This is a genomic window from Streptomyces sp. GQFP (assembly GCF_021545335.1).
GTDB lineage: Bacteria > Actinomycetota > Actinomycetes > Streptomycetales > Streptomycetaceae > Streptomyces.
The window spans coordinates 7,400,875-7,412,806 of sequence record NZ_CP089312.1; the positions used below are offsets into that span (position 1 = coordinate 7,400,875).

General features: G+C 72.6%; 10 protein-coding genes. 3 read left to right on the plus strand and 7 right to left on the minus strand.

Going from position 1 to position 11,932, the window contains the following annotated elements; translation table 11 throughout:
- The first annotated feature begins 2 nt into the window (after positions 1-2).
- A complete protein-coding gene (locus LUX31_RS33545) occupies positions 3-437 on the plus strand; it encodes an acyl-CoA thioesterase (RefSeq protein ID WP_235479064.1) in 435 nt (144 codons plus the stop codon).
- Entirely contained in the window at positions 434-1,114 is a 681-nt protein-coding gene (locus LUX31_RS33550) for a hypothetical protein (RefSeq protein WP_235479065.1), read from the plus strand. The genes LUX31_RS33545 and LUX31_RS33550 overlap by 4 nt, the downstream gene beginning before the upstream one ends.
- Before the next feature lie 24 nt (positions 1,115-1,138).
- Here LUX31_RS33550 and LUX31_RS33555 read toward each other — a convergent pair whose 3' ends face one another.
- Positions 1,139-1,543, minus strand: coding sequence for a globin (locus tag LUX31_RS33555; protein WP_235479066.1), 405 nt, complete (start codon positions 1,541-1,543; stop codon positions 1,139-1,141).
- 148 nt (positions 1,544-1,691) lie between these two features.
- Here LUX31_RS33555 and LUX31_RS33560 point away from each other — a divergent pair, with 148 nt between their 5' ends.
- Positions 1,692-2,687 (plus strand): methyltransferase domain-containing protein, encoded by a 996-nt coding sequence (locus LUX31_RS33560; RefSeq protein WP_235479067.1) that lies wholly within the window; start codon positions 1,692-1,694, stop codon positions 2,685-2,687.
- Positions 2,688-2,706: 19 nt separating this feature from the next.
- Here the strand turns inward: LUX31_RS33560 and LUX31_RS33565 are convergent, their stop codons facing one another.
- From LUX31_RS33565 to LUX31_RS33590, 6 genes are all read right to left on the minus strand, one after another.
- Positions 2,707-4,035, minus strand: a complete 1,329-nt coding sequence (locus LUX31_RS33565) for an FHA domain-containing protein (protein ID WP_235479068.1) — start codon at positions 4,033-4,035, stop codon at positions 2,707-2,709.
- A 41-nt stretch (positions 4,036-4,076) separates the two neighbouring features.
- Positions 4,077-5,423: a vWA domain-containing protein gene (locus tag LUX31_RS33570; RefSeq protein WP_235479069.1), complete on the minus strand. Its 1,347-nt coding sequence runs from the start codon at positions 5,421-5,423 to the stop codon at positions 4,077-4,079.
- A gap of 102 nt (positions 5,424-5,525) precedes the next feature.
- The gene (locus tag LUX31_RS33575) at positions 5,526-6,911 is read right to left on the minus strand and encodes a PP2C family serine/threonine-protein phosphatase (RefSeq protein WP_443046019.1); all 1,386 of its coding nucleotides are present in this window, start codon (positions 6,909-6,911) and stop codon (positions 5,526-5,528) included.
- Positions 6,912-9,452, minus strand: coding sequence for a serine/threonine-protein kinase (locus LUX31_RS33580; RefSeq protein ID WP_235479071.1), 2,541 nt, complete (start codon positions 9,450-9,452; stop codon positions 6,912-6,914).
- Complete coding sequence (locus LUX31_RS33585) at positions 9,452-10,777, minus strand: hypothetical protein (RefSeq protein WP_235479072.1); 1,326 nt, start codon at positions 10,775-10,777, stop codon at positions 9,452-9,454. Before LUX31_RS33585 ends, LUX31_RS33580 begins: the two co-directional genes overlap by 1 nt.
- A gap of 64 nt (positions 10,778-10,841) precedes the next feature.
- Entirely contained in the window at positions 10,842-11,924 is a 1,083-nt protein-coding gene (locus LUX31_RS33590) for a glutamate ABC transporter substrate-binding protein (RefSeq protein WP_235480146.1), read from the minus strand.
- Positions 11,925-11,932 lie beyond the last annotated feature (8 nt).

Consider the following 11,932-nt stretch of genomic DNA (forward strand, 5'->3'; position numbering starts at 1 on the left):
TCTTGCGGCACATCTACCGCTGCCCGCTGCGCTGGGCGGACATGGACGCGTACGGCCACGTCAACAACGTGGTCTTCCTCCGCTATCTGGAGGAAGCCCGTATCGACTTCCTGTTCCGCCCGGACAAGGACTTCCAGCAGGGGTCGGTGGTGGCACGCCACGAGATCGACTACAAACGGCAGCTGGTCCACCGGCATACACCCGTGGACATCGAGCTGTGGGTCACGGACATAAAGGCGGCGTCCTTCACACTCACCTGTGAGGTCAAGGACCCGGACCAGGTGTACGTCCGGGCCTCGACGGTCGTCGTGCCGTTCGACTTCGCGACCCAGCGCCCGCGCCGCATCACCTCCGAGGAGCGGGAGTTCCTGGAGGAGTACATGCACGCGGACGACGGAGATGAAGATGACGAAGAGGGCGGGGCCGTCGCCGCATGACGGTTCTGCACCTCGCCGACGAGGGAGAGGCGGCCGACCTCGCCGCCTTCCTCGGCCGGCTGCTGCACTACGACCGTGGAGCGGCGGTGCGCCTCCAGGCGCACGGCACCGCGCTCGCCGTGTTCGGACGGCCCCCGTCCTTCGAGGTCCTCGCGATCCGGGCGGCCCGCCTCGCCAAGCCGTACGAGAACGGCCTGGACGCCGCCCTCGACGTCACCGTGTCGGCCGGTGAACTCCTGGAGTCGGTGGACGAGTCCGCCGCCACCCTCACCGTCCCCGCCGCGGTGACCGGCCCGCCGTGGGCCGGGGTACTGCCCCCGCGCGGCGGCTGGCGACCGGAGCCCGGCCTGCCCGCTCCGGACGCGCTGCGGGCGATGGTCGCCGCGGCGGTCGCCGAATTCCGGTCCCGTACGGGGGAGTTGGCGCCGGAGCTGCGTACCCGCCCCGAACTCGACCGGATCGGGCGGGAGATCTGGACCAGGACGGTCGGCGACACCCACCTGCCGGTACGGGCCGTCCACGCGGCCCAGTCCCTGGGCTTCCTGCGGCCGGAGTCCTCCGGTGACACACGGCTCGCACTCGTCTCCTCCGGGCCCTGGCTGCGGCTGCGCACCCCGTACGGATCGATCGCCGTACGCAGGGCCGGGCTCGGGTCGCTGGACGTCAGCGTCCGCTGAAGCCCCGGCCGGCCGGAGGCCCGCTCAGCCCTCCGTGTTCACCATCGAGGCCGCCGCGTACGTCAGGTAGTTCCACAGCGTCCGCTCGTGCTCCTCGGAGAGGCCGAGTTCCTCGACGGCGACCCGCATGTGCTTCAGCCACGCGTCGTGTGCGGCCCGGTCGACGGCGAAGGGGGCGTGGCGCATCCGCAGCCTGGGGTGGCCGCGGTTCTCGCTGTACGTCGTGGGGCCGCCCCAGTACTGGATCAGGAACAGCGTGAACCGCTCCTCGGCCGGGCCCAGGTCCTCCTCCGGATACATGGGCCGCAGCAGCGGGTCCTCGGCGACACCCTCGTAGAACCGGTGCACAAGGCGCCGGAAGGTCTCCTCGCCGCCGACCTGCTCGTAGAAGGTCTGCTCCTGAAGCGTGCCGCGCGGAATCTCGTTCACCCCACCATGGTCTCAGACGGGGAGACCGAGGACTCAAGGCTTAGGACCACCCGTAAACCGACCCCTGCCGGGCCGTACTGAGCGTCCGCTTCCGTTTCGGCCGGTATCGGCGCTCGCGTCCTGGCCCGGGGCGCAGGACAGTGGACGTATGAGCGCGCACGCTCTCCACGAGGGCAGGGACAAGGACCTCGACGACCTCGCCGCCACGGCGCGGGCCGAACTCGTGCGGCTGATCGAGGCGAGCGGGGCCTGGGACCGCGACCCGGTCTGGCGGGAGGCGTTCGAGACGGTTCCCAGGCATCTGTTCGTGCCGTACTACTACGCCGGTGCCGTGACCGGGCAGCAGCGGCTGTGGGGCGAGAGCCCGGACCGGCGCACGCGTGAGCGCTGGGTGCGCGGCGCCTACGCGGACGCGCCGCTCGCGACCCGGATGCGCGACGGCGAGCTGCTCTCCTCCAGCAGCCAGCCCTCCCTCATGGCGGTGATGCTCGCGGAGCTGAGGGTCGAGGACGGGCACCACGTCCTGGAGATCGGCGCGGGCACGGGGTACAACGCGGCGCTGCTCGCGCACCGTCTCGGCGACGCGCTCGTCACGACGGTCGATCTGGATCCGGAGATCACCGAGTCGGCCCGGCGGCATCTGGCCGCCGCCGGACACCACCCGGTCGTCGTCACCGGCGACGGCGCCCGTGGAGTGCCCGAGCGGGCCCCCTTCGACCGGATCATCGCGACCTGCACGCTCACCTCGGTCCCGCGCGCCTGGCTCGCCCAGTGCCGCCCCGGTGCCCGCATCCTGACCCCGTTCGCCACCGGCCTGGCCGCCCTCACGGTCCGCGACGCCGAGCACGCGGAGGGCCGCTTCCTGCACACGTCGGCCTACTTCGTGCCGTTGCGGGGCGGAACCCGGCCGGAGCCCGACATTCCGCACCTGGGCGCACTCCCGCGCCGGACACGCGAGCACGAGCTGTTCCGGTTCCTGCTGGCGCTCACCCGGGGCAGCCTGGACCCGCAGGAGGCGTACGCGCTGTGGGAGCGCGAGGGCAGGCCGGTGCGGGAGCGGTACGGGATCACCGTCAGCGGCGACCGGGAGTGGGCCTGGCTCGACGAACCCACGGGTCCGTACGCCTGGCCCCTCCCCGGCTGACCCCCGCCAGCCCTGTTCCCTAGCCCCGGCGGATCGTGATCGTCGTCCACGCGCCCACGTGCACCCGGTCGCCGTCCTGCAGCGGTACGGGGACGAAGGGCTGGATGGGCTCCTCGGAGCCGTTGACCGTCGTACCGTTCGTCGAGTTCTGGTCGACGATCGCCCAGCTGCCGTCGGGCTGCTGGACCAGTACCGCGTGCTGGTGCGAGACGCCCGGGTCCTCCGGCGGCACCGCCAGGTCGATGTCCGGGGACTCGCCCGTGGAGTGGCGGCGGCGGCCGATCGTGATCTGGTTGCCGGTGAGCGCGCGCTGCTGCTCCGGCGAGTACGCGGGCAGGTTGAGGCCCGCGGCCTCGGGTCCTGAGCGCTGCATCATCGCCATGAAGTACTCGCGGTCCGGGCCGATCGTCGCGCTCCAGGACAGCGGCTGCTGCTGGCCGTAGCCGCCGGGTCCGGGCGGGGCCTGGGTCGAGCCGGGCTGCGGATAGCCGTAGCCACCGCCCTGCTGCGGGGGCGGGGGTCCGCTCGGGCCGCCGGACGGCGGGGAGATCACCCAGTCGTCGTCACCGCCGAAGCCACCGCCGGGGCCGGGCTGCGGGCCACCGCGCCGGCCGGTCTCCTGCGGGAACGCGGGCGGGGAGGGCGGACCGGACGGCTGGAACGCCTGCGGAGCCCCTCCGGGCCCTCCGGGGCCGCCACCGGGCGGCGGGTACCCCTGCGGGCCTCCCGACGTGGGAGGCGGGTATCCCGGCGATCCACCGAAGCCCTGCTGCCCGGGGGACGTGCCACCAGGGCCACCAGGACCGTTGCCGGGGCCACCGGGCGCGCCGGGTGTGGGACCCGGCGGCGGGGGGACCGGGCGGGACGGGTCGCCGCCGAAGGGCGGGATCGGCTCGGCGGGGCGGTTCATCTGCGACGGACGCGAGCTCTGGTAGTCGTAGCCGTCACCGCCGCCGTAGGACGGTCCGGGCGGCGGGGGCTGGTACGGCTGCTGACCGGGGCCCCCTCCGTACCCCTGGCCGGGGCCCGGCGCGGGCGGGCGCGGGGCGGCCGGGGTGTACGAGGTCGCCGTGTTCGTCAGGAAGTTCCACCGGCACTCCTCGCAGAACGGAGCGCCCCCCTCACGCGGGGTACGGCACTGCGGGCACAGCTCCTGCTCGGCGTCCGGTACGGCGGACAGGTGCGAGCGGCTGCCGGGCGCACCGGTGGCGGAGCCCGGCGGCGGGTAGCCGTAACCGGGCGCCGGGGGTGGCGGCGGGGGCGGGGGCACGGCACCGGCCATGCGGTGACCGCAGACCTCGCACCAGTCGTCGGAACCCGACTGGTGTCCGTTCGGGCAGGTCGGCATGTCGGCGCTTCCCCCTCTCCTCTTCGCTACGTTTTGTGTTGCTACTTCTTTACACGAACAGTCTTTGTGGACCGTGTTTCGAGTGTCATCTCGTCGGCCTCTTCGACCTTCGCCTTCAGTCGCACAGTACCTGCCGCGGCGTCGACCACGTCCACCACCTTCGCAAGGAGTTTCGCAGTATCCGCGTTTCCGGAGGCGCTGGCGAGCTGAACTGCCCGTCCCAGCTTGGCCGTTGCGCCGTCGACATCACCCGCTTTACGGGCATCAAGACCCTGCTGGATGACTTGTGCCAGTTCGGCCTGACCTGTGTAGTGCGCGACCTGGGGATTGATCGACGTCGAGGCCACCATGTCGTCGGTCCACACGGCCCGTACGAGGCCCTGTGCGCCGAGGTTCTGGGCGCTGCCGTCGGGCTGCGGGATGACCAGGGAGACGCGGGCGGCCAGCATCTCCTGGCCGAGGTTCGCGGAGGGCACCTCGACGCACACGTGGTAGTCGCGCGACTCGTCGCCCCAGGAGCCGGTGGGGTAGTCACCGGCGCGCGGGCCCGCCTCCGTGCGGCGGTCGGTCAGCTCCTCGACGGTGGGCGCGACCTGCTTGACGAACTTGATCTCCGTGCCGACCGGGGTCCACAGCCGCAGGGCGACGTCCGCGACCTCCTTGCCCATGGCCGTCTCCATCATCTGCGTGAAGTCGGCGGAGAGGCCGGCCGGGTCGGCGACGATGTCGGCGGTGCCGAGGAGCGCGGAGGCGACCCCGGTGACCTCCTTGACCTCCCAGTCGGTGCCCACGCCCCGCGCGTCACAGGTGAAGCGGCCGGCACAGGAGTCCAGGGCGGCCTTCAGGTCCTCCGCCGACTCGTGCTCGTTGCGGCCGTCGGTCAGCACGATGCCGTGCCGGATGGCGACGTCCGCCGAGGAGAGGAGCCGGTCGGCGAGGCGCAGCCAGGTGCCGATGGCGGTGCCGCCGCCCGCGCTGAGCTTGCGCAGCGCCTGTTTGGCCTGCTCGCGGGTGGTCGCGTCGGCGACCGCGAGCCGTCCGCTGCCCGGATAGACCTCCTTGGCGAGGTGCGTGCCGCCGATCACCGCGAAGTGCACCCCGTCGCGCACGGCGTCGATCGCGGCGGACGTCGCCTCCCGGGCGCCCCGCATCTTGGTCGGCGGGTAGTCCATCGACCCGGAGCAGTCGACCATGATCGCCACGGCCGCGTCCGGGCCCTGGCCTGGCGAGTACAGGTGAGGTGCCGCGACGGCGGTGCCGACCGTGCCGCCGCCGGTGGCGGTGACCGTCACGATCGCGCTGACCTCACGGCCGCCCTCGGGCAGGTACTCGTTCTGGTAGACGTCGACCGAGAACTGCGGCACGTTCGACTTCGAGAAATTGGCCATGCGTGCTTCGCTCCCCCTCGAAAACCCCCACCTCCGTGGGGCGGTGACTGATACGGACCGGTCCCCTCCGGTCCTTCTGAGGACACCCCCGTGTCAGTGTCCTCAGGCCGATCCTGCCCCTTGTGAAGGGGCCGGGAACGGCACGACGGCCACTGTTACGTTGTCGTGGCCCCCGCCGTCCAGTGCGTGGCCGACCAGGACCCGGGCGGCGTGCAGCGGGCGGGCGGAGGCGTCCGGCGGGAGAATCTCGGCCAACTCGTCCGCCGCTTCCGCGTAGTTCCACAGTCCGTCCGTGCACACCACCACTACACCTGGCCGGTCCGGCTTGAAGGAAGCGGTGTGCGGCTCCAGTTCGTACGCGTCCGCGCCGAGCCAGCCCGTGATGGCGTGGGCGCGCTCGTCGGCGTACGCCTCCGCCTCGTTCATCAGGCCCGCGGCGACCATCTGCGCGGCCCACGAGTCGTCCTCGGTGAGGCGGGCGGGGGCGGCGGAGCGGTCCAGCGGGACCCAGTAGGCGCGGCTGTCGCCGACCCAGCCGACGACCAGCAGGGTCGGGGTGACGACGGAGCCCACCAGGGTGCAGGCCGGGGAGTTCTGGTGCGGGGTGTGCTCGCGGGCCCCGCCGGGCTCGTCCGCGAGAGCGTTCACGGCGTGCGAGGCGGCGATGATCGCTTCGTGCATCGCCTGCTGCGGGTGCGTGCCCTGGGGCAGGGCCGCCATCAGGGAGTCCCCGGCCGCCCGGGACGCGGCGAGCGAGGCCTCGTCGGGGCGGGTCGCCGAGGAGACGCCGTCGCAGACGATCGCGACCAGGGCGGGCGCGCGGTCGGGCAGCGTGGTGTGGGAGATCGCGTACGCGTCCTCGTTGCGGTGGTGGCGCAGGCCGCGGTCGGTGACCGCGGCGAGCGGGCCGACCTCGTCCTCCATGTGGTCGCGCTCGCGCGGCTGGGCGTGCCCGCAGTTCTCGCAGTACCCGTCGAGGTCGACACGGCCCGCCCGGCAGGCCACGCACACCTTGGTGCCGGCCGGGGGCGTCGAGGCCCCGGCGGGGCGCGGGACGGGCGCCTGGAGCGGGTACTCCTCGGGCTCACCGCCGGTCCGGCGGTCGAACCGGACGCCCGTGGCCGGGGAGACCGGCGAGCCCGTGGGCGGCAGACCGGCGGGCAGCGGTGGGAGCGGGGTCTCGCCCGAGTCGGCGCCCTGCAGATCGGTCGCCAGGTGGACCGTCGCCGGGGTGCCGGAGTTGCTGGTCTCGGGAGCGCGGGGCCAGTCCACGGAAGCGGCCTCCGGAGGCGGGAGCTGGGCGGCGGCGAGCGCGCCGCTCAGGGTGAGGGTGGGGGAGTCACCGGGGCGCGGGGGCACGGCCGACAGGTCGTACCCGCACGCGCCGCAGAACCGGTCGCCGGATTCGAGGGGCTCCTCGCAGCTCGGGCACCGGGACAGGGCCGTCGGCTGGGACGGCTGGGGTGGCTGGGGCATCTGGGACATCAACTACACCCACGTCCGGGGGCGGTAATGGTTGGCTCGTTCCACCAGGTCGATCCTCTCCTCGCCGCCCTGCGCGAGCCGGGCCAGCGTCCGGTACGAACGCTCGAGGCCGAAGCGCAGGCCACGCTCGTCCAGGTCGCTGCCGAGCAGCACCCGCCCCCCGACGGCCGGAGGGGCGGAAGCCTGATCCTGGGAGAGTATCCAGTCCAGCGCGCAGCCGAGGACTTCCGTGGACAGCTGCTCCCGCCGGACCGCGTCCAGACCGAATCCGCCAAGTGCCTCCACCTGCCCGGCGGACGCGATCAGATCGTCCAGGAACGGTGCGTCGGCGGGTGCGGCCGTCCGCTGCCGCAGCCGCGCCCGTACGGCCGCCACGCGGGCCGCCGTGTAGTGGATCGACGCCTCCGGGACGGACTCCAGCGTCTTCACGGCGCTACGGCGGTCGCCCGCCGCCAACTGGACGCGGGCGAGGCCGAACGCGGCGCTCACATAGCTCGGGTCGGTCGTCCACACCAGCCGGTAGTACTCGGCGGCGTTGTCGAGCTGCCCGAGCACCTCCGCGCACAGCCCGAGGGCCAGCTTGGGCGGACTCTCGCCCGGGAAGGCGTCGTAGATCGCGTCGAAGGACAGCGCGGCGCTCTCGTGATCGCCCGTCACCAGCGCGGCCACGCCCTGGTACCAGACCACCCGCCAGTCGTCGGGCCGCTCCTCCTCCAGCTCGACCAGCGACGCCAGGGCGGTCGCCGGGTCGCCGTTCTCCAGCTGGGCCCGGACCTGCCGCAGCCGGGTCTCGGTCGACTGCGCCGGGACCACCGCGAGGGCCGCGATCAGCTCACCGGCCGCCGAGGCCATCAGCCCCGCCAGGAAGCCCGCGTTGGGGTCCGTCGGGTCGACCCGGGGCACGGGCAGCGCGAGCGCCGCGGCACCGGCGTCGATGGCCTTCACGAGCCGCGGGGTGCCGGTGAGCGCCCTGGTGGTGCCACCGAGGGCGGGAGCGGCCGGCGCCGAGGACTTCCGGCCCGGCGGCACCACGCGTGCCCCCAGCCGCGACACGTCCCCGTCGAGCGCCCCGAACAGCTCCGCGTCCGTGACCTTCAGCTCGGGCCCGAACAGCGTCGACAGCGCGGGCCTGGACCGCCCCGTCTGGAGCGACACCACCTCGCGCAGTACGCCCGTCAGCTGCTCCGCCATCTCCTGCGCGGACGCGAACCGGCGGGCCGGATCGGGGTCGGTGGCGCGGACCAGGAGCCGGTAGAACGACTCGTACTGGCGGAAGACCTCGATGTGGTCGGGGTCGGGCAGGGAGTCCACGAACACGTTCGTGTAGCCCTGGAAGTCGAACGTCATCACGGCGAGCGTGCGCGCGACCGTGTACAGGTCGGACGCCACCGACGGGCCGACCTCCGCGACCTCCGGCGCCTGGTAGCCGACCGTGCCGTAGATGGCCGACTCGTCGTCGTCCATCCTGCGGACCGCGCCCATGTCGATCAGCTTCAGCTGGTCCTCGGTCTGGATCGCGTTGTCGACCTTGAAGTCGCAGTACAGCAGGTTGCGGCTGTGCAGATGGCCCAGCGCTTCGAGCGCCTCGATGCCGTACGCGCACGCCTGTTCCACCGGCAGCGGGTCCCGCTTGCCGGCCGGGGTGCGGCGGTCGTTGGCGATCTCCTTCAGCGACTTGCCGCCGACGTACTCCATGACGATGTAGCCGTCGAGCGAACCCGTGCGCTGGTCGAGATGCTCCACGAAGTTGTAGATCCGCACGATGTTGGAGTGCTCGATCTCCGCGAGGAAGCGCCGCTCGGAGATCGCGGCGGCCATCGCGTCCTGGTCGCCGGTGTCCAGCAGGCCCTTGAGGACCACCCACCGGTCGGACACCGCCCGGTCCACGGCGAGATAGACCCAGCCGAGACCGCCGTGCGCCAGACAGCCCACCACCTCGTACTGGCCGCGCACGATGTCACCGGTCTGCAGCTTCGGCACGAACGAATAAGGGTGCCCGCACTTCGTGCAGAACCCCTCCGTGCGCCCCGGCCTGCCCTCGCCGCGCGCCCGCCCCACCGGCGCCCCGCAGTCGGAGCGCGAGCAGAACCGCTTGCGCTCGGGAACCTCCGGGTTCTCCAGCACCATCGCGCGCGGGTCGGGCCGCGGCACGCCCGGCACCTCGACCAGACCCACACCGAGCCGCCCGCGCGCGGAGGACCCTGCGGTCGACCCCGAGCTGCGCACCGACACCGACCGGCCCGTCGACTTCCCCGACAGGGCCCGCGACAGCCGCCCGGAGACCGAGCGGCGGGACTGCGAGGACCGAGAGGTACGGGAGGAGGCGCGGGAACTCGACGAGGACGAACTGCCGCGCCCGGAGCCCCGTTTGCCGCTTCCGGTGACCCCGGTGGGCGGTGAACCGACCATGCCGGTGGCCGACACGACCGGTGCGAGTCCGCACGTGTCGCAGTACAGCTCGCCGCCGCCCATGTCCTCGTAGCTGCCCTCGCAGTCGGGCCGCTGGCACTTCTGCTGCTCTGTCCCGCTCTCGGTCTCGCTCATCAGTAGTCCCCCCTCCGGTCACTGGGCCCGGCCTGGCCGGGCACCCGCGGGCCGCCGAAGAACTCGGCGGCGGCCTGCTGGTAACGCAGCACGGCCTGCTCCGCGACCCGCAGATCGCAGGGCGCGCTCCACAGCATGCGGCGCGCCGCGTCGTACCGCTCGATCAGCAGCGGGTCCTCCGCGAGGCCGTGCCTGGCCACCTTCGCCTTGTACGCGTCGAGCCGCCCGCGCAGCTCCGCGCGGACCGCCAGCGGCTGGGTGACCGCCGTCAACGACTCGCGGGCGCGCATCAGTTCGTCCTCCGCCTTCGCCTCCAGCGCCTCCAGGAGCGGCGAGAGCCGGTGCCACTGGGCGTGTCTGCGGTACTCGGCGGCCGTCGCCAGCTGCTCCTGCAACGCCGTCGGCGGACCGCTGACGGCCGGCACCTCGGACGCGGCGATCTTCGCCAGCACCTCACCGCGCGCGCTGCGTGCCTCGGCGAGTGTGCGGTCCGCGCGGGACAGCAGGTCGCGCAGGTTGACGAGCCGTGCCTCCGCGTCCTGGCGGACCGTCAGCACGGCGTCGATCTCCCGGCGTACGTCCTCCAGGGCGCGGGCCTCACGGTCGTACACCGTGGTGTCCGGACGGCCGCCGCCGGGCGCCGAACTGCCCTGTGCGGGCAGCCAGAACGCCAGCGGGTCGGAGATCACGCGCTCGCGCAGGGCGGTCAGGGTGCGCGTGATGCGCTCCAGGTCGTCGCCCGCCGGGTGCTCGCCGGGGCGTACGCCCACGGAGTGCGCCAGCTGGCGGGTGCGCTGCAGCTCCGCGGCCAGTAAATCTATCCGCGCGGGCAGGGCCGACCAGACGGCGTCGGCGGTGACGACCATGTCCAGTGAGCTCGCGTACAGCTCGTTCATCCGCTCCACCAGGGCGGCCAGCGAGTACGCCTGGCTGAGCCGGCCGGTGCCGTGCAGGGTGGGCGCGTTGGCCGTGGCCGTCGTGCTGCCCGCGACCGTGACGCACTCGCCGCGCAGCAGTTCCGTCAGCTCCACCAGGTCCTCGCGGCTGGACCAGCGGCGGCGGGAACGGATCTCACGGGCGGAGCGCAACGCGTCCGAGTACGCGTCGAAGTACGCCCACAGCAGCGTGATCGACGCCTCCGCGGACGTCCAGCGTTCCTCGGTCGTGCCGGTCAGCTCGGCGCCTTCGAGGAGTCTGCGTCCCGCGTGGTCCTGGAGGGCGAGGAGCGAGGTCTCGATCGCCTCGTGCTCCGCGCCGAGCCGCGCCAGCGCACGGTCCACCTCGTCCCGGTCCATCACCGGCCCGGTGGCTCCCGTGACGCCCATCGATCACCTCGACTAGTCGGCTCTGCGGTCATTTGGTTGGTTGGTGAACCTGGTTGGTGAACCGTCACTTGTAGCGTGGCACCGGCGGCTTCGCCGACTGGGAGTCACTGCCCAGGGTGGGCAGCAGCCATTTGTCGTACGACGTCTGCCAGCCGCCGTCCTGGCGGTACTGCTCCAGTATGCGATTGACCCGTGCCGCCAGGTCGTTCGCACCCTTCTTCACCGCCACGCCGTAGTACTCCTTGGTGAACGTGGCGCCCTTCAGTTCCACCGTCGGGTCCTGGGCCGCCTGGCTCGCGGCGAGCGCGCCGTCGGTCACCACGGCGTCCACCAGGCCGAGTTGGAGCTGTACGAGACAGTCGAGCTGGTTGGGGACGGTGGTGCCGATGTCGGCGGAGGCGACCGCGGCCTTGTTGGCGGCCTTGTCCTCCGTCAGCTTCTCCAGTGCCGTGGAACCGTCCGCCGAGCAGATCCTCTTGCCGTCGAGCGTCTTGTCGTACCCCTTGATCGTGGAACTCTTGGGCGCGAGGACCTGCTGGCCGGTGAGGAAGTACGGGGCGGAGAACGACACGTCCTCCAGTCGTGAACAGCTGATCGTCATCGTGCGGACGATCATGTCGACGAGGCCGGCCTTGATCGCCGGGATGCGCTGGTTGGTCGGGATGGCCTTGAACTGGACCGCGTTCTCGTCGCCGAGGATGTCCTTCGCGATCCGGTGGACCAGGTCGATGTCGAAGCCCTCCAGCGACGCCTCCGGGCCGCCGTTCGGATCGCGGTAGCCCCAGCGGTAGCTGTTCTGGTCGACGCCGACGATCAGCTTGCGGTCCTCGCCCTCGCGGGCCTTGATCGCCTCGATCGTCTTCCCGTCCAGGTCGGACGGGGGCGGGCTCTGGTCCTGCGCGTTCACGCAGGCCTCCGCCTTCGCCTGGATGCCCTCGGCGACGCCCTGGCCGCCGGTGCCCGTGCTGCCGTCGCCGGACGACTGGGTCAGCGGGAGCAGCAGCGCGAAGGCCACCGCGAGGGCGCAGACGGCCGCCATCGCCCCGACCCCGCCCCAGCCCCGCAGTCCGGCCCGCAGCGTCCGGAGACCGGCCCGCAGGACCTGGAGACCGGTGCGCGGACCCCGCAGAAGCCGCTGTGCGTTCATCGTCACGC

Excerpts from the sequence above, each read along its gene's own strand:
- LUX31_RS33565 (WP_235479068.1), bottom strand. The coding sequence starts at position 4,035 with ATGCCGACCTGCCCGAACGGACACCAGTCGGGTTCCGACGACTGGTGC.
- LUX31_RS33570 (WP_235479069.1), bottom strand. The coding sequence starts at position 5,423 with ATGGCCAATTTCTCGAAGTCGAACGTGCCGCAGTTCTCGGTCGACGTC.
- LUX31_RS33550 (WP_235479065.1), top strand. The coding sequence starts at position 434 with ATGACGGTTCTGCACCTCGCCGACGAGGGAGAGGCGGCCGACCTCGCC.
- LUX31_RS33590 (WP_235480146.1), bottom strand. The coding sequence starts at position 11,924 with ATGAACGCACAGCGGCTTCTGCGGGGTCCGCGCACCGGTCTCCAGGTC.
- LUX31_RS33585 (WP_235479072.1), bottom strand. The coding sequence starts at position 10,777 with ATGGGCGTCACGGGAGCCACCGGGCCGGTGATGGACCGGGACGAGGTG.
- LUX31_RS33580 (WP_235479071.1), bottom strand. The coding sequence starts at position 9,452 with ATGAGCGAGACCGAGAGCGGGACAGAGCAGCAGAAGTGCCAGCGGCCC.
- LUX31_RS33560 (WP_235479067.1), top strand. The coding sequence starts at position 1,692 with ATGAGCGCGCACGCTCTCCACGAGGGCAGGGACAAGGACCTCGACGAC.